This is a genomic window from Microbacterium sp. LWO13-1.2 (assembly GCF_038397725.1).
Taxonomy (GTDB): Bacteria; Actinomycetota; Actinomycetes; order Actinomycetales; family Microbacteriaceae; genus Microbacterium.
This window is the reverse complement of the sequence record NZ_CP151634.1, coordinates 2,061,700-2,081,978: the sequence shown is the minus strand read 5'-3', so window position 1 is coordinate 2,081,978 and position 20,279 is coordinate 2,061,700. Positions and strand designations below refer to the sequence as shown.

The 20,279-nt window shown below is 68.0% G+C and carries 21 protein-coding genes; 3 read left to right on the top strand and 18 right to left on the bottom strand.

The features are described 5' to 3' along the window. Nucleotides 1-121: 121 nt before the first annotated feature. Entirely contained in the window at nt 122-958 is an 837-nt protein-coding gene (locus tag MRBLWO13_RS09770; RefSeq protein WP_341973786.1) for a PaaX family transcriptional regulator C-terminal domain-containing protein, read from the bottom strand. A gap of 141 nt (nt 959-1,099) precedes the next feature. Here MRBLWO13_RS09770 and MRBLWO13_RS09765 point away from each other — a divergent pair, with 141 nt between their 5' ends. Continuing rightward, nucleotides 1,100-2,299 carry a pyridoxal phosphate-dependent aminotransferase gene (locus MRBLWO13_RS09765; RefSeq protein ID WP_341973785.1) on the top strand — a complete coding sequence of 400 codons (1,200 nt, stop codon included), beginning with the start codon at nt 1,100-1,102 and terminating at the stop codon, nt 2,297-2,299. Between the two features lie 138 nt (nt 2,300-2,437). Here the strand turns inward: MRBLWO13_RS09765 and MRBLWO13_RS09760 are convergent, their stop codons facing one another. From MRBLWO13_RS09760 to MRBLWO13_RS09700, 13 genes are all read right to left on the bottom strand, one after another. Then, nucleotides 2,438-2,833, bottom strand: a complete 396-nt coding sequence (locus MRBLWO13_RS09760; protein ID WP_341973784.1) for a VOC family protein — start codon at nt 2,831-2,833, stop codon at nt 2,438-2,440. A 33-nt stretch (nt 2,834-2,866) separates the two neighbouring features. After that, complete coding sequence (locus MRBLWO13_RS09755; RefSeq protein WP_341973783.1) at nt 2,867-4,012, bottom strand: UDP-N-acetylmuramate dehydrogenase; 1,146 nt, start codon at nt 4,010-4,012, stop codon at nt 2,867-2,869. Nucleotides 4,013-4,015: 3 nt separating this feature from the next. Then, nucleotides 4,016-4,414, bottom strand: coding sequence for a MaoC/PaaZ C-terminal domain-containing protein (locus MRBLWO13_RS09750; RefSeq protein ID WP_341978341.1), 399 nt, complete (start codon nt 4,412-4,414; stop codon nt 4,016-4,018). After that, nucleotides 4,414-4,875, bottom strand: a complete 462-nt coding sequence (locus tag MRBLWO13_RS09745; protein WP_341973782.1) for a MaoC family dehydratase N-terminal domain-containing protein — start codon at nt 4,873-4,875, stop codon at nt 4,414-4,416. Before MRBLWO13_RS09745 ends, MRBLWO13_RS09750 begins: the two co-directional genes overlap by 1 nt. A gap of 72 nt (nt 4,876-4,947) precedes the next feature. Beyond that, nucleotides 4,948-6,150: a glycerate kinase gene (locus MRBLWO13_RS09740; RefSeq protein WP_341973781.1), complete on the bottom strand. Its 1,203-nt coding sequence runs from the start codon at nt 6,148-6,150 to the stop codon at nt 4,948-4,950. A gap of 99 nt (nt 6,151-6,249) precedes the next feature. Continuing rightward, nucleotides 6,250-7,923: an SLC13 family permease gene (locus tag MRBLWO13_RS09735; RefSeq protein WP_341973780.1), complete on the bottom strand. Its 1,674-nt coding sequence runs from the start codon at nt 7,921-7,923 to the stop codon at nt 6,250-6,252. Continuing rightward, on the bottom strand, nt 7,920-8,579 hold the full coding sequence (locus tag MRBLWO13_RS09730) for a response regulator transcription factor (RefSeq protein WP_341973779.1): 660 nt from the start codon (nt 8,577-8,579) through the stop codon (nt 7,920-7,922). Before MRBLWO13_RS09730 ends, MRBLWO13_RS09735 begins: the two co-directional genes overlap by 4 nt. Nucleotide 8,580: 1 nt before the next feature. Further along, on the bottom strand, nt 8,581-10,143 hold the full coding sequence (locus MRBLWO13_RS09725) for a HAMP domain-containing sensor histidine kinase (protein WP_341973778.1): 1,563 nt from the start codon (nt 10,141-10,143) through the stop codon (nt 8,581-8,583). Then, nucleotides 10,136-10,396, bottom strand: a complete 261-nt coding sequence (locus MRBLWO13_RS09720) for a hypothetical protein (protein WP_341973777.1) — start codon at nt 10,394-10,396, stop codon at nt 10,136-10,138. Before MRBLWO13_RS09720 ends, MRBLWO13_RS09725 begins: the two co-directional genes overlap by 8 nt. 80 nt (nt 10,397-10,476) lie before the next feature. Beyond that, on the bottom strand, nt 10,477-11,274 hold the full coding sequence (locus MRBLWO13_RS09715) for a sulfite exporter TauE/SafE family protein (RefSeq protein ID WP_341978339.1): 798 nt from the start codon (nt 11,272-11,274) through the stop codon (nt 10,477-10,479). A gap of 63 nt (nt 11,275-11,337) precedes the next feature. Beyond that, nucleotides 11,338-12,885, bottom strand: coding sequence for a tripartite tricarboxylate transporter permease (locus MRBLWO13_RS09710; protein ID WP_341973776.1), 1,548 nt, complete (start codon nt 12,883-12,885; stop codon nt 11,338-11,340). Beyond that, nucleotides 12,885-13,448: a tripartite tricarboxylate transporter TctB family protein gene (locus MRBLWO13_RS09705; protein ID WP_341973775.1), complete on the bottom strand. Its 564-nt coding sequence runs from the start codon at nt 13,446-13,448 to the stop codon at nt 12,885-12,887. The genes MRBLWO13_RS09710 and MRBLWO13_RS09705 overlap by 1 nt, the downstream gene beginning before the upstream one ends. 1 nt (nt 13,449) lies before the next feature. Then, on the bottom strand, nt 13,450-14,469 hold the full coding sequence (locus tag MRBLWO13_RS09700; protein WP_341973774.1) for a tripartite tricarboxylate transporter substrate-binding protein: 1,020 nt from the start codon (nt 14,467-14,469) through the stop codon (nt 13,450-13,452). Nucleotides 14,470-14,630: 161 nt separating this feature from the next. Here MRBLWO13_RS09700 and MRBLWO13_RS09695 point away from each other — a divergent pair, with 161 nt between their 5' ends. Both MRBLWO13_RS09695 and MRBLWO13_RS09690 read left to right on the top strand, forming a co-directional pair. After that, nucleotides 14,631-15,866 (top strand): hypothetical protein, encoded by a 1,236-nt coding sequence (locus MRBLWO13_RS09695; RefSeq protein WP_341973773.1) that lies wholly within the window; start codon nt 14,631-14,633, stop codon nt 15,864-15,866. 101 nt (nt 15,867-15,967) lie between these two features. Then, on the top strand, nt 15,968-17,542 hold the full coding sequence (locus MRBLWO13_RS09690; protein ID WP_341973772.1) for an AMP-binding protein: 1,575 nt from the start codon (nt 15,968-15,970) through the stop codon (nt 17,540-17,542). A gap of 72 nt (nt 17,543-17,614) precedes the next feature. Here the strand turns inward: MRBLWO13_RS09690 and rplQ are convergent, their stop codons facing one another. The 4 genes from rplQ to rpsM form a co-directional block, all read right to left on the bottom strand. After that, a complete protein-coding gene (gene rplQ, locus MRBLWO13_RS09685; protein ID WP_341973771.1) occupies nt 17,615-18,292 on the bottom strand; it encodes a 50S ribosomal protein L17 in 678 nt (225 codons plus the stop codon). A gap of 34 nt (nt 18,293-18,326) precedes the next feature. Beyond that, the gene (locus tag MRBLWO13_RS09680) at nt 18,327-19,316 is read right to left on the bottom strand and encodes a DNA-directed RNA polymerase subunit alpha (RefSeq protein ID WP_341973770.1); all 990 of its coding nucleotides are present in this window, start codon (nt 19,314-19,316) and stop codon (nt 18,327-18,329) included. Nucleotides 19,317-19,437: 121 nt separating this feature from the next. Further along, nucleotides 19,438-19,836, bottom strand: a complete 399-nt coding sequence (gene rpsK, locus MRBLWO13_RS09675) for a 30S ribosomal protein S11 (protein WP_033106075.1) — start codon at nt 19,834-19,836, stop codon at nt 19,438-19,440. 32 nt (nt 19,837-19,868) lie between these two features. After that, on the bottom strand, nt 19,869-20,243 hold the full coding sequence (gene rpsM / locus MRBLWO13_RS09670) for a 30S ribosomal protein S13 (RefSeq protein ID WP_341973769.1): 375 nt from the start codon (nt 20,241-20,243) through the stop codon (nt 19,869-19,871). Between the last annotated feature and the right edge of the window lie 36 nt (nt 20,244-20,279).

Below are 20,279 nucleotides of genomic sequence, written 5' to 3'. Positions count from 1 at the left end.
CCCGACTCAAGAAGTGTCACATGCGTGACCACCGTCACACAAGTGCAATATCGAGAAGGCCCGACGAACACCGAGAACCCCTGATCCCGCCGTGCGGGACCAGGGGTCTTCAGGAGATCGATCAGCTCATCACGGCTGCAACGAACCGTTCCGCAGCAGGCTCCAAGCGCTGATGCAGCTCGGCGAACAGCCGCTCCGCCTCGAGGCCGACCCAGCCCTCCGGCAGCAGTTCGAGCGGGATACCGGGGTCGAGATACGTCAGTCGCCGCCACTGGGTGATGACGCCCACGTGCAGGGCGAACGCCTCCTGGTCGGTCTCCTCCGCCGTCAGCACCGGCCGGAAGCCGTCGATGAAGCCCCGGTACATCGGCTCGATCGCCGGCAGATCCCACCAGCGCCGCACGGCCTGGACAAGGGGTTCATCCGACACACGATCGCCGAGGAAGAGCTCGACGTATCCGTCCAGTCCTGCGCCCCGCAACGCCGTGCGGGTCTCGTCGGCGATCCGCCCCGGCGCGATCCACAGCCCACCGCTGACCTGGCCGAACCCGAGGCGTTGGAGCAGCTTTCGCAGCTGGTGCCGCAACGGTCGCTCCCGTTCGGGCACGCTGAACGAAGCGAGCAGCCAAGGATCCGACGCCTGGGCGCGGCGATCCTCGAAGATGCGGTGGTCTCCGGCCGAGAACACGCCCTCCAGCGACTCGGCAAGCCGATACGCGGCTCCCCCGCCGGAGCGGATGCTGACCAGCACTCCGCGCCGCTTGAGCCGTGACACCGCTGAGCGGACCGCTGAAGCATCGGCGCCGAGCACCGCCATCATCTCGATCAGATCGGCGACCTGGATCACCCCGCCATGCGCTCGCACGTAGCGCCCGAAAACCGTGACGATCAGATGCTGGGGCCGCGGGGCGGCTCCGAATGCGGCACCGGTGACGTCATCCGAGGCTTCTGGGCTCATGACGATGGAGCCTATCGGCTCACCGTCAATCGCCGGCCAAAGGCCGGCAAGGCCGGGCCCGATCACGAAAGCCTCAAGATCCGGCGATCTTCATGACTTTCCGACGTCTCGAGAGCGGACGACCCGAGTACGCTCGAAGGCGTGACCGAACGCGCACCTCTCTCCCGCAAACTGTCCGCCATCGCCGAGTCCGCCACCCTCAAGGTGGATGCCAAGGCCAAGGCCCTCAAGGCCGAGGGCAAGCCGATCATCTCCTACGCGGCCGGCGAGCCGGACTTCTCGACGCCGCAGTTCATCGTGGATGCCGCGGCCACGGCTCTCGCCGACCCGGCGAGCTACCGGTACACCCCGGCTCCTGGCCTGCCCGCCCTGCGGGAAGCGATCGCCGCGAAGACGCTGCGCGACTCGGGTCTCGAGGTCTCCCCCAGCCAGGTCATCGTCACCAACGGCGGCAAGCAGTCCGTCTACCAGGCCTTCCAGGCTGTGGTGAACCCCGGCGACGAGGTGCTGCTGCCCGCGCCGTACTGGACCACGTACCCCGAAGCCATCCGTCTCGCCGACGGCATCCCGGTCGAGGTGTTCGCGGGTGCCGACCAGGACTACAAGGTGACCGTCGAGCAGCTCGAAGCCGCACGCACCGACCGCACCACGGCGCTCGTCTTCGTCTCGCCCTCGAACCCGACCGGTTCGGTGTACACCGCAGAAGAGACGAAGGCGATCGGCGAGTGGGCCGTCGAGCACGGCATCTGGATCATCTCGGACGAGATCTACCAGAACCTCACCTACGAGGGCGTCAAGGCGACCTCCATCGTCGAGGCGGTCCCGGATGCCGCCGGCCAGACGATCCTGGTCAACGGCGTCGCCAAGACCTACGCGATGACCGGATGGCGGGTGGGCTGGATGGTCGGACCCGCAGATGCGATCAAGATCGCGGGCAACCTGCAGTCGCACCTGTCCAGCAACGTGAACAACGTGGCGCAGAAGGCCGCGATCGCGGCGCTCAACGGCCCGCAGACGGAGGCCGAGCAGATGCGCGAGGCGTTCGACCGCCGCCGCAAGCTCATCGTCGCCGAGCTGTCGAAGATCGACGGGATGCGGGTGCCGAACCCCCTCGGCGCGTTCTACGTCTACCCCGACGTGCAGGGCCTGCTCGGCCGCACCTGGGGCGGCGTGACGCCGAGCACCTCGCTCGAACTCGCCGACCTCATCCTCGATCAGGCCGAGGTCGCGGTCGTGCCTGGTGAGGCGTTCGGGCCGAGCGGCTACATCCGCATGTCGTACGCGCTCGGTGACGAGGCATTGCTCGAGGGCGTGCAGCGCCTGCAGCGCCTGTTCGCCTGAAGCGGCACTGTGGGTCGCTGTGACCCTAGTCGCTGAGACCCACAGCTGTCACCGAGACCCACAGTTGCAGCAGGGGGTCTCGGCGAGAGATGTGGGTCTCGGCAATCCCCAGGGCACTTGAGGCCGCGCGCGCGAACGCTATTCCTCGAAGCCGATGAGCCAGCGGATGCCGTAGCGATCGGTGACCTGACCGTCGTAGTCGCCCCACGGCCGTTTCTGCAGCGGGTCGGTCACCGTCCCGCCTTCGCCGAGCGCGTCGAACCAGCCCGTGAGCGCGGACGCATCCGTCGTCCCGAGCAGGGAGAAGACCGCACCGACGATGTGCGCGGCGTCCTGGTCGGGTCCGGCATCCGCTGCGAAGAGTTCGACCGGCCCCCGGATCTCGCCGTGTGCGATCGCGTCGCCTGGCCCGTCGGCGCGCCCGAAATCGGCGTAGGTGTGCAGGATCAGTTCGCCGCCGAAGATGCCGTGATAGAACGTCAGCGCCTCGGCGGCGGTTCCGGGAAGGAATAGATACGGGACGAGTCCGGCCATGCGCCGAGCGTACCTTCCGTCGGCGGGATCGACCTAGAGCTCGACGCCCACCAGCACCGGCTCGGGCTGGAGCACGAGGCCGAACTCGGCATGAACCCGACTCTGGATGAAGCGGGCGAGTTCGGCGACCTCACCGGCCGTCGCACCACCGCGATTGGTCAGCGCGAGAGCGTGCTTGGTCGACACCGAGGCGCGCGAGCGCGGAAGCTTGAATCCCTTGCCGATACCGGCCTGCTCGATGAGCCACGCCGCACTCACCTTCACATCGGATGCCTCATGCCGCGGCGTCGGGAGCAGTCCGTCGTACGACGCGAGCGGGATGACGGTGACCGCGTCGAGGTCGGGAGCGACCGGCCACTGCGGGCACTCCGCCGGGAGGGCACGCGCGACCGCTTCCGGGACGACGGCGTTCTGGAAGAACGAGCCGACGCCGTGCGTGTCGGGGTCATGCTCGTCGAGCAGCATGCCCTTCGAGGCGCGAGTGGCGAGGATCCGGTCGCGCACCCAGGTGAGGGGCACCGGGGCATCGTCCTGGAGTCCGAGCGCCCGTCGCAACTGGTCGCCGCGCACCACCCGCTCGTTCGCGACATGCAGGTCGACAGTGACGGACAGGATGACAGCGCGCCGCAGCGGCTCGCCGCCGTAGTGGTGTTTGAGCACCGACGTGCGGAAGCCGAGTCCGAGCTCTGCCGCAGGAACCACCGAGATCTCGCCGGTCGACTCGTCGATGAGTTCGACCTCGACCAGGGTCTCCTGGATCTCCTGGCCGTACGCTCCGATGTTCTGCACGGGAGCGGCGCCGACCGTGCCCGGGATCCCCGACATCGCCTCCAGCCCGGCATAGCCGCGCTCGACCGCGTGCGCCACGAGAGCATCCCAGCTGTGTCCGGCCTGAGCCCGCAGCCGGACACGCCCCTGGTGCGGTGACGGGAGCTCGTCGATGCCGCGGGTGAGCACCCGGATGACGGTGCCCTCGAACGGCTCATCCCCGACGAAGAGGTTGGAACCGCCGCCCAGCACGAACCATTCGTCGCCGCGCGCCCACGTCTCCCGCAGCGCCTCGACCAGTTCGGCGGACGTCGACACCTGCAGCATCCGCTCGGGGGCAGCTCCGGTGCGCAGCGTCGTGAGCTCCGACAGCGAGATCGGGGCGATCTCCACGGGGTTCGAGAAGACCATGCGTCAGACCGCGACGCGCAGCTGCGCCTTGACCAGTACGGTCGCGTCGTTGAAGGTCACCTTCAGGTCGATCCGCGTGGACGCCTCGTCGACCGCTCCGACGGTGGCCAGCACGTGCACGTCTGCGCCGGTGACGGGATCGACGACGACCGGCTTGGTGAAGCGCACGCCGTAGTCGAGGATGCGGGCGCCCGGCTCGAGTGCGGCGAGCACGACCGAGGATCCGATGCCCATGGTCAGCATGCCGTGCGCGAGCACTCCGGGAAGACCGACGGATGCCGCGACGTCATCGCGGTAGTGGATCGGGTTGAAGTCTCCGGATGCTCCGGCGTAGCGGACCAGCGACTCACGGGTGAGGTGCACGGTGCGCTCGGCGATGGTGTCTCCGACGGTGTAGGCCATCACTGCCCCTCTCCTTCTTCATCGGAGCCGACCAGCAGAACGCTGGTCGCCGTCACGACATGCGAGCCTTCGGCATCCGTGATCTCGGCGTCGCTGGTGATCAACGCGTTGCCGGCCATCATCCGGATGCCGGTGACCTTCAACTGTGCGGTCAGCTCGTCGCCGGCCACGATCGGGCGCGAGTAGGTGAAGCGCTGCTCGGCGTGGATGGTCCGCGCGAGAACGATTCCCGAATCGGGTTCGGCCAGCAGCTGCTGCAGGGTGTGATCCTGGACCACCATCGCGAACGTGGGCGGGGCGACCACGTCGGCGAAACCTGCGGCGCGTGCCGCGCTCACGTCGGTGTGCTGCGGCGCATCGGCGAAGACGGCGCGCGCGAACTCGCGCACCTTCTCACGTCCGACGAGGTACGGGGCTGTCGGCGGGAACTCCCGGCCGACCAATTCTGAGTTCACGGGCACCGTTCGAGTCTATCGAGACGGTGACTCGCGGGGTTCCCTGCACGCCGACCTCACGCCGACCCCGCCCTGATCTCACGCCGCCCTCGCCGACAGTGCCGATCCGAGCATCACGAGCCGCATGCATCGCTCTGCGGCATCGCGCAGCAGTTCCTCCCCCTGTTCGACAGCCTGCTCGAGCTCCATCGGGACGGTCAGGATCGAGGCGATCGCGCCGATGCCGATGTCGTGCACGGCCGGCGCTCCTGCGCCGAGGGATCCGGCGATTCCCAGTACCGGAACGCCCTCCACCCGCGCCCGCATCGCCACCTCGGCGGGGACCTTGCCGCGCGGAGTCTGGAAGTCGATGGCGCCCTCCGCCGTGATGACCAGGTCGGCCTTCGCGATCAAGTCGTCGAGCGACGTCGGCAGAAGTCCGCTGTCGAGCAGCACCTCGAAACGCGGCGCGAGCCGGGCCCCGAGCACTGCGGCGAGACCGGCGCCGAGTCCCCCGGACGCGCCCGTTCCGGCGCCGGTGCGGACATCCATCGCACCCCCGAAAGGCGACTGCGCCTCGAGAAGGGCAGCCCAGGCGTCCAGCGCCGTCGACAGCAGTTCCACCTGGATCGGAGTCGCGCCCTTCTGCGGGCCGAACACCCGCGCGACGCCCCGCGGCCCGCACAGCACGTTGTGGATGTTGCAGGCGAGCACGATCTCGACGTCGCCGAGACGCGGATGCAACCCTGCGAGATCGAGTGCGGCCGCCTCGGTCAAGTGCCGGCCGCCACGCGGGAGCGGAATCCCGTCGCGGTCGAGGATCCGCGCTCCGAGTGCCTGCAGCGCACCCGCACCGCCGTCGCTGGTGCCCGAGTCGCCGCATCCGATCACGATGCGCTCTGCACCGTCGTCCAGGGCGGCGACGATCAGCTCACCGACCCCGTAGGTCGTGGTCTCGCCGGGGTCGCGGCGATCGCGGGGCACCAGGCGCAGGCCGGCCGCCGCTGCCATCTCGACGACCGCGGTCCCGGTGGCGGCGCCTCCGAGTCGCGCCCAGTGCGCATCGACGGCGACTCCGACCGGACCGGTGACTCGCGCCGGCACGACGTCGCCGCCGGTCGCCGCGGCGAGCGCCAGTGCGGTGCCCTCACCTCCGTCCGGAACCGGGAACTCGTCCACCTGCACGCCGGGGATGACCCGGCGGATGCCGGATGCGATGGCATGTGCGACGGTCTCGGCGCTGAGGCTCTCCTTGAATCCGCTCGGTGCGACGAGGATGCGTTGCGGGATGTGGATGGACATGTGTTCTCCTTCGATACGACGTGGGCAGGGGCGGAGTGCCCTTCGACGGGCACGACGAACAACGGGTACGCGGTGCGGACCCGGGTGAGGCGCGGATGCTCAGCGCATGAGCGGCATTCCCATCGCCGGCCAGATCCAGAACGCGCAGACCGCGACCAGGGCGAACATCATCGGCGCCAGGACGATGGAGAGCCGTCGCAGGTCGCGCGGTGCGAACCCGCCGGGGACGGCGGCGGGATCGGCGAACATCGCCACCGGTTTGGCCGAACTCGGCAGGGTATGGCAGAAGCCCGCAGCCACCGTCGACGCGAACGCGGCCGCCATGGGCTCGACGCCGAGACCTGGCGCGAGCGCGATCACCACCGGGATGACCGCGGCCGAACGCGCCGACCGCGACGGGATGAGCAGATGCGCGGCGATCGAGAGTCCGATCACCACGAGGATGAAGGCGATGCCCCCGCCCGCACCCAATCCCGCGAGCGGGGCGAGGGCGGACCCGCTCAGCCAGACCGCCGCACCCGTCTCGGTGAGCGCGGATGCCAGCGCGAGCGTCGCGGCGAGGAAGAGGAGCAGCCCCCACGGCACCTTCGCCACAGCCGCGGGAAGACGCGTGCAGCCGATCACCGGCGAGACCGCGGCGACCGCGCCGAGCAGAGCGACGAGTGCCGGGGAGAGCTGATGCAGCGGCTCTGTGCTCCAGAGCACGATCACGCCGGCCAGCAGCGCCGTCGCCCGCCATTCATCGGCCCGCAGCGGCCCGGTCACCGGCATCGGCGCGGTGCGTTCGAAATCGGCGAGACCGATCCGCAGCCGGCCGGCGCGATCGGGGCGATCGGTGAACCGCCACAGGATGATCTCGCAGGCGAGGTGCGAGGAGATCACCGCCACCGGCAGCCCGAACCACAACCAGCTGAGGAAGGTGAACCCTTCACCGCCGGCGGCGACCAGCAGCTGGTTGGTGATGATGTGCGCGCCGGCCCCGAGGAGGGATGCCGCGGCCGAAAGCAGGATGACCGTCGGGAAGAGCAGCGCGAGCGCCTTCACCAGCTTCTCGCGGCCCGCGAGGACTGCTGCCACTGCAGTGAAGACCGGGATGGCGAGAGCGGCCCGACCGGATGTCGCCGGCACTGCGAACGCCGTGAGGGTCAGGGCGACGGTCGTGAGGTGGAACAGCGCTCGCGGACTGCGCGCCCGACGCAGCAGGTGGGCGGCGCCGCGCATCGCGAGGCCAGACGAAGTCACTCCTGCCGCGATCACGAACGCGCCGATCAGCAGCCAGATCGTCGGGTCCCCGAGGGAGGCGAAGAACGTGTCGACCGGGAGCACTCCGGTGGCGATCAAGGCGAGCGCTGCGAGGAGGGAGACCAGGGTGTCGTCCAGTCGGGTCGCGGTCCACGCCCAGACGGCGAGGAGGAACACGGTCACGGTGATGGCGACCGGCACCGTGAGGCCGCCCGCAGCACCGGCAGCGGTGGACACGGGCGCCCCGGCCGCCGACAGGGCCATCGCGGCACCGGCAGCCAGTACGGCGGCGAGCGCCACGAGTGCGATGACGCGACGCATCCGGTCCCGCCCGCCGATCGCCCGGGAACGCGGCGGTGCCGGGCGATCGCGGAGTTGCGGTGCGCGCTCGGGCAGGGAGCGGCCGGCGCCGGACATCCTGACCGGAGGGATGGTCGCGAAACGCACATGCTTCGGACGCTCGGTCGGCGGCTCCAGGATCTCGGGAGTCGTCGAGTTCACGCCGGTTCGGGAGTCGATCAGGGTGCTCATCGCAGTCGATATCCCGCCCCGCGCACGGTCTCGATGCGGTCTGCGCCGATCTTGCCCCGCAACGCCCGCACGTACACGTCCACGACGTTCGACGCGGGATCGAAATCCATACCCCAGACGTGACCGATCAGCTGGTCGCGGGAGAGCACCTGCCCCGCGTTCTCGATGAACACCTCCAGCAGTGCGAACTCGCGCGAGGTGAGCTCCCGCATCTCGCCGCCCACTGTCACACGACGCGCTCGCACATCCACGTGCACGTCGCCGTGTGCGAGCACGGGACCGGATGCTCGTCCTTCTCCGTCTCCGATGCGCAGTCGCACCCGAGCGAGAAGCTCCGCGAACTGGAAGGGCTTGGTGACGTAGTCGTTGGCTCCGCTCTCCAGACCACGGACGGTGTCGATCACCGAATCACGCGCCGTCAGCACGATCACGGGAGTGGTGACGCCCTCCCCTCGGAGGTGAGCGAGGACGTCGAAGCCGTCCATTCCGCCGAGGCCGATGTCCAGCAGCACCAGATCGAACGTCCCGCCGCGCGCGAGGATGAGGGCCGTCTCGCCATCCGCCGCCTCCGCGGTGTCGTATCCGGCGGCGCGCAGACCACGCCGCACGAACGAAACGATGTGCGGGTCGTCTTCCGCGATGAGGATGGTCCGCATCTCAGTTCCTCTCTGCGATGAGCGCCGGCGACCGTTCGCCGGCAGCCGATTCCCGTGCGTCGATCGGCGCCGGGATGTCGATTCCGAAAGTGGCGCCCTCGCCCGGGACGCTGTCGACCCAGGCCGATCCGCCGTGGCCGTCGGTGATCGCGCGCACGATGGCGAGCCCGAGGCCCGAGCCATGCCGCCCGACCGTGTCGCCGCGAGCGGAGCCGCGGACGAAGCGCTCGAAGATCCGCTCCGCATCCTCCGCGAGCACGCCAGGGCCGGTGTCCTGCACCCAGAGCCGCAGCAACCGCTCGGTGCCGTCTCCTTCGAAGCGGGAGCCCATCCGAATGCGGTCGTCCTCATCGGTCACCTGCACCGCGTTGGCCGCGAACTGCAGAACGGCTTGGGTGACGCGCTGCGGATCGAGGCGGACGCTGCCCTCGGCGACCTCCATCAGTTGCCATCGTCGAGCACCGAGCGCCTGCGCCTTCGCCTCGATGTCGAGCGTGAGCGCGGTCACATCACACGATGCGACGCGGACGAAGTCCGGTTGCTGCGCGCGGGCGAGGACGAGCAGGTCGGTGACGATGCGGCTCATCCGATCGAGTTCGTCGCTGATCAGCCGCAGCGTGGCCTTGCGCTCCTCAGGGTCGTCGCTGAGCAGTTCCAGGTGGCCGCGAACGATCGTGATCGGGGTGCGCAGTTCGTGACCCGCATCGTCGACGAATCTCTGCTGCGTGGCATGGACGGCCTCGAGTCGATCGAGCATCTGGTTGAAAGTCGTCGCGACGGCCGCGATGTCGTCGCTGCCGTCCACCGGCACGCGGGCGGTGAGATCGTGCTCGCCGATGTCGCGCGCGACGCGGTAGACGTCGCGCACCGGCGCGAGGATCTGACCGGCGACGAGCCATGCGACTCCCGAACTGAGCAGCAGGCCGAGGAGGGCGGCCCAGGCGATCCCGGTGAAGCTCTCGTCGACCTGAGCTCGAGCATCCTGCGTGAACTGCAGGATCATCAGCGTCCCGCCGCTGTCGCCCGACGTGAACTCCAGCCGTCCCCATCGCGCGGGTCCGGTGTCTCCGGTCTCGACGACACCGGATGCCGCATTCGAGTCCAGCAGCCGGCCGACGAGTCCGTCACCACCCGGCACCTCTGCGGAACCGCCGCTCACCGAGTTCGCTCCCGTGAGGCCGTTCGCCACCGCGACGATCGACCCGTCGACGATTCCGACGACGACCTCGTCGTGCAGCACCTGCCGCGCCACGTATTCCTGCAGGAGCTGCTCCGGAGTGGAGAGCCCCTCTGCCCCGGCCTTCTCCGAGAACCGGATGAACTCATCGGCTTCCTGTTCGATCTCGGTGTTCGCCGCCCGCTCCACGCCGGCCACGAAGATGCTGCGGCCGATCATGCCCACCGCGACGAGCGTGACCATCGTGCTGAGGATGATCCAGGCGGTGATCCTCCAGCGGGCGGGCATCGACCGGGCACGCAGGGTGCGCAGCGGAGTGCCCGGCCGGCCGACGCGGACGTCGTCGGTCTCGGCGACCTGGTGCAGGTCGACCAGCGGATCAGTCATCGTCGCCCTCGTCATCGTCGTCGTCGCCGGGAACACCCGGCGCCGGAGCGGCCGGTGGTGCAGGCGCGGGTTCTACCTGCGGCGCCGGCGGGGCCGGAGTGACCGGCGTCGGCGAAGCCAGCTGCACCGTGACCGGCGCGTCCGGCAGCCGCGGAGCTGCGGGCATCTGCGCGTGCGCCACGATGCCCACGGCGAAGGCCACCGGAAGTGCGATCAGAGCGCCCGGGATCAGGATGCGTCGTGCGGAGGTCATACGACCATCCTGCTGGGCGATCATGATGCCTGCATGAGGTGAGGATGAAGATTCCTTCATCCTCGAGCCCGAGTGCGCGCTCAGCCCCGCTTGCGTCCGCGGATGGCTTTCATCGCCATCTGCGCAGCGATCACGACGAGATATGCCGCGAACAGCATGTTGCCCGCCGCCGGATCGATGATCGTCGCCAACCACGCGCCGAGTGCGGTCGTCGTGCAGGCGGAGGCGCCGATCACCGCCGCGGCGATCAGGTCGACGTTTCGATGCCGGATATTGCCGACGGTGCCGGAGACGGCCGTCGGAATCATCATCAGCAGCGACGTGCCCTTGGCGACCAGGTCGCTCGTCCCGAACGCCAGCATGAGCACGGGAACGACGATCACACCGCCGCCGACGCCGATCAGGCCGGCGAGGAGCCCGGCGCCGACGCCGACGGCGACGAGTGCGATTCCGCTCCACCAGGTGAGCGCGAAGGCGGCATCTCGAGAAGGGATCACCAGGAACAGGCTCGCGATGACGACGACCAGGAACCCGAAGAAGCCCCACCTCAGCGCCGTCTGCGAGATCCGCGGCAGCAGCCAGGTGCCGATCTGGGCACCCACCACCGCACCGGCCGCGAGGATGATCGCGGGGACCCAGGCCACCGAACCCGACACCGCATAAGAGACCACGCCGACCGTAGCCGTCGGCACGATCGCTGCGAGCGAGGTGCCGGCCGCGATGCGCTGATCGAACTGCAGAAGCAGCACCAGCAGGGGCACGATGACGGTGCCGCCGCCGACGCCGAAGAGTCCGGAGAGAAGACCGGCGAGCAGCCCGATGACCACGAAAGCCGCGTAGGCCCGAGCCCCGCGGCGCGGCGAAGCTGCGACATCCATCACGTCTCCAGCCTAGCCCCGCGCGCCCTGTCCTCCCGTCGGGAGGGCAGGGCGCGCGACGATTCAGACTTCCGAATCGGCCTTGATCGGCACGGCGATCGACTCGGTCAGCGCCTGTTCGTACCGTCGCTGCCGCCGGCGCAGCCACAGCCCGCCCACGATCAGCAACGCGAGCAGCGCATACGCGATCGCCGCGAACGGCTGCGCGATCAGCGTCGTCACGTCGCCCTGACTCAACTGCAGCGCCTTGCGCAGCTGTTCCTCCCCCATCGGGCCGAGGATCGTGCCCACCACGAGCGGCGCGACCGGGAACCCGTAGCGTCGCATGAAATAGCCGAGCACGCCGATGACCAGCAGGATCAGGATGTCCACGACCGAGAAGTTCAGCGCGAACGCCCCGAAAGCGGCGAACATCAGGATGCCGGCATAGAGATACGGCCGCGGGATCTGCAGCAGCTTCACCCACATGCCCACCAGCGGCAGGTTGAGCACGATCAGGATGACATTGCCGATGTAGAGGCTCGCGATCAGCGCCCACACCAGGGTGGACTGGCTCTGGAAGAGCATCGGACCCGGCTGCAGCCCGTAGGACTGGAACGCGGTGAGGATGATCGCGGCCGTCGCCGTCGTCGGCAGGCCGAGCGTCAGCAGAGGCACCAGCACGCCGGCGGCCGCCGCGTTGTTCGCCGACTCCGGACCTGCGACGCCCTCGATCGCCCCATGGCCGAACTCCTCCTTGTGGCGAGAGAGCTTGCGCTCCGTCGCGTACGAGAGGAAGGTCGCCACATCCGCACCACCCGCGGGGATCGTGCCGATCGGGAAGCCGATCGCAGTTCCGCGCAACCACGGCTTCCAGGAGCGGCGCCAGTCGTCCCTGGTCATCCTGTTGCTCCGGCCGCGGGTGACGGGAATGACGGAGACGCCGCCGTGGCGCAACCGCGCGGCGATGTACAGCGTCTCCCCCACCGCGAACAGGCCGACCGCGATGAGCACGACGTCGATGCCGTCCGACAACGGAAGCAGCCCCAGCGTGTAGCGCTGCTGACCGGACAGCGTGTCCGTGCCGACGAGACCGAGGAAGAGGCCGACGCCGAGCGACAGCATTCCGCGCGATACCGACGATCCGATCAGTGCGCCGACGGTGATGAACGCGATCACGATCAGGGCAACGTAGTCCGCAGGCCCGAGGTTCACCGCGAACTGTGCAAGGACCGGTGCCAGCAGCGTCAGCCCGACGGTCGCAAGAGTGCCGGCCACGAAGGATCCGAGGGCGGCAGTGGCGAGCGCCGCGGCACCCCGCCCCAGCTTCGCCATCTTGTTCCCCTCGATCGCGGTGACGATCGAGGCCGATTCCCCTGGGGTGTTCAGCAGGATGCTGGTGGTCGAACCGCCGTACATTCCGCCGTAGTAGATGCCGGCGAAGGTGATCAGGGCGGCCGCCGGATCGAGAGTGTTGGTCAGCGGCAGCAGCAGCGCCACCGTCATGGCGGGACCGATACCGGGGAGCACGCCGACGGCGGTGCCGACCAGCACGCCGAAGAAGGCGAAGGCGAGGTACTGCGGCTGCAGAGCGGTCGCGAAGCCCTCGAGGAGCAGAGTCCAGCTGTCCATCAGAACATCCTTCCCAGCCACTCGAGCGCCGGACCCCAGGGCAGCGAAAGCCCGAGCAGGCCACCGAACACGATCTGGATGACGAGGGCGAGCCCGGTCCCGATGAGGAGCGCCATCCACCAGCGCTTGGCCCCGAGCGACCACGCGACCCCGCCGAACAGCAGAGCGGCTGCCGGAACCCAGCCAATGGGTTCGATGAGCAGCAGGTGCGCCACGACCAGACCGGTGATCTTGAGCAGGGTGAGCCAGTCGGTCGGCAGGCTCTGATCGATGTCCTCACCGCCTTCCGGCACGCCACGCTGTCCGCGGAGGATGCCGACGAGCACCGCGAGCGCGGCACCGAGCAGGATCACGGCGACGAAGATCGGAAAGACCCGCGGCCCGACGTGCGCGCCGACCGGGACGTGGATCGCGAAGACGCCGACGAGGGCGAAGACGCCGAGCGCGACCATGAGTGCGGCGAAGACGAGTTCGCCGATCGGGAGGGAGGCGACGAGCCGTACGGGCCGGTTCGTACCGGCCCGTACGCTGTCGGGTCCCGTTCCCGGAGACCCCGTGGTCATGTCAGCCGACCAATCCGATGTTCTTCAGGGTCGCCGTGACTTCCTCGATGTTGCCGGTCAGGAAGTCATCGAACTCCGCCCCGGTGAGGAAGGCGTCGGCCCATCCACGGGTCTCCAGCTCTGCGGCCCACGCCTCGGAGTCGTGCAGCTCGGTGACGATCCGCTCGAGTTCGGCACGGCTGGCGTCGTCGATTCCTCCGGGTGCGATCACTCCGCGCCAGTTGGTGAGCACGACGTCGTAGCCGGCATCCGTGATGGTGTCCACATCTGGGAGCTGCTCGACGGGCTTCTCGGATGAGACCGCGAGCGCCTTCATGGTGCCGGCCTCGATGTGCTGCAGGAACTCGCCGACGCCGGAGATGCCGGCGGCGACCTTCCCACCGAGGATCAGCGTCGTCGCCTCGCCACCGCCGGAGTTCGGCGTGTAGTTGAGCTTCTCAGCGATCTCGGCTCCATCGAGCCCGGCCGCCTCCAGCATGAGTCCGGCGAGGATGTGGTCGGCGCCGCCGGCGGAGCCGCCCGTGATGGTGATCGCCTGCCCCTTGTCGACGATGTCCTCGACCAGGTCCTCGAGCGTGTCGTATTTCGAGTCGGCCGGCACGACGACGACCAGTGGCTCATCGGTCAGCCGGGCGATGGGCGTCATGTCCTCGATCCGCACCGCAGAGGCGTTCGTCTCCACGGCGCCGACCATGACCAGGCCCATCACCATGAGCGTGTTCGGGTCCTTCTGGTTGGCGAGCTGTGCGAGGCCGACGGTGCCGCCGGCGCCGCCGACGTTCGTGACCGGTGCCGAGTCGACGATCTTCTCGCCCGTCAGCAGCTCCGACATGGCGCGGCCGGTCTGATCCCAGCCTCCGCCCGGATCTGCGGGGACCACGATGGAGACGTCGGTGATCGACACCGCCTCTTCGGGTCCTTCTTCATCGGCGGCGGGTGTCGTCCCGCCGGCACAAGAGGTCAATACCAGGGCTGTGGCTGTGGCGAGTGCGGCCAGGATGCCGGTGCGTGTCTTCTTCATGCGCTCCTCCTTGAGCGTTCGTGATTGCTGTCCGCAACCGTAAGAGGGCGGATGCTGCTGCTCAAGCTTCGGAAACCATTGGTCCCGCTTTCGGAACTATTGGTCGTCGACGGACATCTCCAGGCCTCGCGAGCGCCCCGGCACCGCGCGACAATGGTCAGGTGGCTTCGAAGATGACGCTCCGCGTACAGCTGCTCCTGCTCCAGGCGCTGATCGTGTTCCTGGTGACCCTGGCGACCGGCATCGTGGCCGGAGCCTTCCAGGAGAATGCGCTCCGGGAGGCCTACAAGGAGCGGATGCAGGCGGTGGCACAATCGGTCGCCTCGCTGCCGACCGTTCTCGATGCGTTCGATGACATCGACCCGTCGGCCGCGATCCAGCCCGTCGCCGAGGTCATCCGTGAAGCGTCCGATCTCGCGTACGTCGTCGTGGCCAATGCCGACGGCATCCGCTATTCCCACCCGAATCCCGACCGCATCGGCGAGGAGGTGTCGACCGATGCGTCCGTTCCGCTCTCCGGTGAGATCTACGTCGGTACCCAGACCGGCACGCTCGGCACGTCGTGGCGCGTGAAGGTGCCGATCCGCGACGAGGACGGCGACGTCATCGGCACGGCATCGGTCGGCATCCTCGAATCGGAGTTGAACGCCGAGTTCCTGAGCAACCTCACCTGGCTGATCTCGGCGATGCTCGCCGCCGCCGTGCTCGGCGTATTGGGATCGGCATGGGTGACCTCCGTCATCCGGCGCCGGATCTACAGTCTGGAACCCCACCAGATCGCCGCGCTCGTGAAGAATCAGGAGACCACCCTGCACCGCCTCAGCGAGGGCGTGATCACGGTCAGCGCTGAGGGCCGCGTCACGCTCGTCAACGATGCGGCCGCGAGGTTCCTCGGCAGGGATGCCGTGGACATCACCGATGCGGATGCCGACAGCGTGCTGGGCGACGAACTGATGGCGGTTCTCCGCGAAGGCGAGCCCGCAGGACGCCCTGTGATCGTCGGCTCGCATGTGCTCGTCGCCCGCAGCACCGGCAGCATCGTCGACGGCGAGGGCGTCGAGGCGACGCTGCTGCTGCGCGATCACACCGAACTGCACGATGTCGTGCGCAGGGTCGAGACGGCCGACGCGATCATCGCGTTCCGTCAGCGGTTCGGGGTACCCAAGGGACTCAGCGCCGAGACGTTGGATCGGGTCGTGTCTGCGCTCTCTGCTCGGCCGAATGCCTCGGCCAGCGAAATCGGGGAGGACGTGCAGATCTCCCGAGTGAGCGCCCGTCGCTACCTGGAGCATCTCGCCGGCTCCGGCCGCGCGCTCCGTGCGCTCGACTACACGACCAAGGGGCGCCCGAGCACGCGCTACCGCGCGCACGAGGCAACGGACGTCCGCCCCCTCTGAGCGGGTCGCCGGAATGACCCTTGGGACGCAGTGTCGATCTATGCGACACTGAATCGCATCGTCGGAGAGGTCCGTCGTTCGGTTCGGTCAAAGGAGATCACATGCATCGCAGTTCGTTCCCCGACGTGGACATCCCCGATGTCTCCGTGTACGACTATCTCTTCGGAGACCTGGAGGAGTCGCGACTGAATGCTGTCGCCATCGTCGACGGAACCAGTGGCGCGGAGACCTCCTATCGTCAGCTGATCGGTCAGATCGACCTCTTCGCGGGTGCACTCGCTGCTCGCGGAGTCGGAGTGGGCACCACGATCGGCCTGCTCTGCCCGAACATCCCCGCCTTCGCCACCGTCTTCCACGGCATCCTGCGGTCCGGCGCAACCGCGACGACCATCAACTCGCTCTACACGCCGGAGGAGATCGCCAATCAGCTCGTCGACGCAGAGGCGACCTGGCTTGTCACCGTCTCGCCACTCCTGGCCGGCGCGAAAGCAGCGGCCGAGAAGGTGGGCATGGATGCGGATCACGTGATCGTGCTCGATGGCGCCGAGGGCCATCCGTCTCTCCCTGCCCTTCTCGGTGAAGGCCAGGGCGCACCGGAGGTGACATTCGATCCGGCCACGCATCTCGCCGTTCTGCCGTACTCCTCGGGAACGACCGGCAGGCCCAAGGGCGTCATGCTCACGCACCGCAATCTCGTGGCGAACGTCGCACAGTGCCGCCCCGTCCTGAGCGTGGATGAGACCGACCGACTGCTCGCCGTGCTCCCCTTCTTCCACATCTACGGGATGACCGTACTTCTGAACTTCGCGCTGCGGCAGCGTGCGTCCCTGGTGACGATGCCGAAGTTCGATCTGCCCGAGTTCCTCCGCATCATCAGCGAGCATCGCACGACCTGGGTCTTCGTCGCCCCGCCGATCGCCGTGGCCCTCGCGAAGCATCCGATCATCGACCAGTACGATCTCTCCGCCGTCGATGTGATCTTCTCGGGCGCAGCGCCGCTGGACGGCGCCCTGGCTGCTGCCGTGGCGAACAGACTCGGCTGCACGGTCGTCCAGGGCTACGGCATGACCGAGACCAGCCCGGCGGTCACCCTGATCCCCGCAGAACGCCACGACGTCGACAAGTCGTCGATCGGCCCGCTCGTCCCGAACACAGAAGCGCGGCTGGTCGATCCCGAATCGGGAGCAGACGTCCCAGCCTCTGCCGACGGAGTCAGCGCACCCGGCGAGCTGTGGGTGCGCGGGCCGCAGGTGATGAGCGGTTACCTCAATCGCCCCGAGGCCACCGCCGAGATGCTCGACACCGACGGCTGGCTGCACACGGGCGATGTGGCGACGGCGTCCGCCGACGGCATCTTCCGGATCGTCGACCGCCTGAAGGAGCTCATCAAATACAAGGGGTACCAGGTCGCGCCTGCGGTACTGGAAGCCGTACTCCTCGAGCATCCGGCCATCGCCGATGCCGCCGTCATCGGGGCACTCGACAGCGACGGGCAGGAAGTGCCGAAGGCATTCGTCGTCGTGCAGCAGGGCGCGGAGATCGACGCGGATGCAGTGATGGCTCACGTCACGGCGAAGGTCGCACCGCACGAGAAAGTGCGCCAGGTGGAGTTCATCGATGCGATCCCGAAGTCCGCTGCCGGGAAGATCCTGCGCAAGGACCTTCGCGCCCGCTGACTCGCGCCACGAACGCGAAGAAGCCCGCCGACCCCGAAGGGTGGGCGGGCTTCTTCGTTGTGAAGCTGTGGCTTACTTGCCGGCCTCGACGAAACCTGCGGCTTCAGCGGCCTCAGCGGTGCGGAACCACACCTCGGCGACGGTGGCGTCGTACCACTGGCCATCGGGGCGGTGGAACTTCATCGAGTCCTTGTTGCCCTTGATGTCGAAGCCCTCGGGAGCGGAACCGTCTTCGAGCGGCTCTGCCGAGTCGTCACCGAACTCTGCGGCGGCGAACGCGGCAGGAGCAGCGGTCTCCTCCGCGGCCTCCTCGACGGGGGCCTCCTCGGCCGGCTTCTCCGCAGCCTTCGGGGCAGCAGCAGCCTTCTTGGTCGACTTCGCCTTCGGGGTGACGGGCTCGAGAACGAGCTCGATCACAGCCATCGGAGCGTTGTCGCCCTTACGGTTGCCGACCTTCGTGATGCGGGTGTAGCCGCCCTCACGGTCTGCAACCAGCGGCGCGATCTCGGCGAAAAGGATGTGTACGACTTCCTTGTCACCGATGACCGACAGCACGCGACGGCGTGCGTGCAGGTCGCCGCGCTTGGCGAAGGTGATGAGTCGCTCGGCGAGCGGACGAAGGCGCTTGGCCTTGGTCTCGGTCGTCTTGATCGACTTGTGGGTGTAGAGCGCCGCCGCGAGGTTGGCAAGCATCAGGCGCTCGTGTGCGGGGCCGCCTCCGAGGCGGGGACCCTTGGTGGGCTTAGGCATAGTTGACTAACTCCTGGTCAGAATTTCGGGAAGGTCAGAAGGACTCGTCTTCGCTGCCGCCGTAGAAGTGGGCGCCGTCGAAACCGGGCACCGAATCCTTGAGCGACAGACCGAGCGAGATGAGCTTGTCGCGCACCTCGTCGACCGACTTCTGGCCGAAGTTGCGGATGTTCATGAGCTGCGTCTCCGAGAGGGCGACGAGCTCGGACACCGTGTTGATGCCTTCACGCTTGAGGCAGTTGTACGAGCGGACCGACAGGTCGAGGTCTTCGATCGGCATGGAGAGCTCGCTGGAGCTCACCGCCTCGACCGGCGCCGGGCCGATCTCGATGCCCTCGGCCTCGACGTTCAGCTCGCGGGCGAGACCGAACAGCTCGGTGAGCGTCTTCGCGGCCGACGCGACAGCGTCGCGCGGAAGCATCGAGGACTTGGTCTCGACGTCGAGGATGAGCTTGTCGAAGTCGGTGCGCTCACCGGCACGAGTCGCCTCGACCCGGTAGCTGACCTTCAGGACCGGCGAGTAGATCGAGTCGATCGGGATCTGACCGGCCTCGGCGTACTCGTTGCGGTTCTGCGTCGCCGAGACATAGCCACGGCCGCGCTCGATCGTGAGCTCGAGTTCGAACTTCGCGGTGTCGTTCAGGGTCGCGATGACGAGCTCGGGGTTGTGCACCTCGACACCGGCCGGAGCCGAGATGTCTGCAGCGGTCACTTCGCCAGAACCGGTCTTGCGCAGGTAAGCCGTGATGGGCTCATCGCGCTCGCTCGAGACGACGAGCTGCTTGATGTTGAGGATGATCTCGGTGACATCCTCCTTCACGCCGGGGATGGTGCTGAACTCGTGCAGCACACCGTCGAGGCGAACGCTGGTGACAGCGGCACCGGGGATCGACGACAGCAGGCTGCGACGCAGCGAGTTGCCGATCGTGTATCCGAAGCCGGGCTCCAGAGGCTCGATGATGAACCGGCTCCGGTTCTCGACGATCTTTTCCTCGATGAGTGTGGGACGCTGTGCAATAAGCACTCTGTGTTCCTTTCGATCACATGACCGCTATATGACATGTGGTGGGTGAGGTCTTTAGTTGAATCAGTGCCCGCACGCGGGCATGACGAGGGATGCCGAAGCATCCCTCGTCATTGCCGGATCAGACGCGGCGGCGCTTCGGCGGACGGCAGCCGTTGTGAGCCTGCGGCGTCACGTCCTGGATCGAGCCGACCTCGAGGCCGGCAGCGGTCAGCGAGCGGATCGCGGTCTCGCGACCGGAGCCCGGACCCTTCACGAAGACGTCGACCTTCTTGACGCCGTGCTCCTGCGCCTGACGAGCAGCCGACTCGGCGGCCATGCCGGCCGCGTACGGGGTCGACTTGCGCGAGCCCTTGAAGCCCACTCCACCGGACGATGCCCAGCTGATGACAGCGCCGGACGGGTCGGTGATCGAGACGATCGTGTTGTTGAACGTCGACTTGATGTGGGCCTGGCCCAGCGCGATGTTCTTCTTTTCCTTGCGGCGCGGCTTGCGCGCGGCGGCCTTGGGTGCAGCCATGAAAGTGTTCTCCTAGTCCCTGGGGCCGCTGCTTAGCGGGCCTTCTTCTTGCCTGCGACGGTGCGCTTCGGGCCCTTGCGGGTACGGGCGTTGGTCTTGGTGCGCTGACCACGGACCGGGAGACCACGACGGTGGCGGATGCCCTCGTAGGAGCCGATCTCGACCTTGCGGCGGATATCTGCGGCGACCTCGCGGCGCAGGTCACCCTCCACCTTGTAGTTGCCTTCGATGTAGTCGCGGAGGATGATCAGCTGGTCATCGCTGAGGTCCTTCACGCGAATGCTCTCGTCGATCTCAGTTGCCTTGAGGATCTCGACAGAACGGGTACGGCCAACGCCGTAGATGTAGGTAAGGGCGATCACCACGCGCTTATCGCGCGGGATGTCAACGCCGGCAAGACGTGCCATGCGACTCTCCTGAGTGTTGTAGAGGTGTGGAGCAGG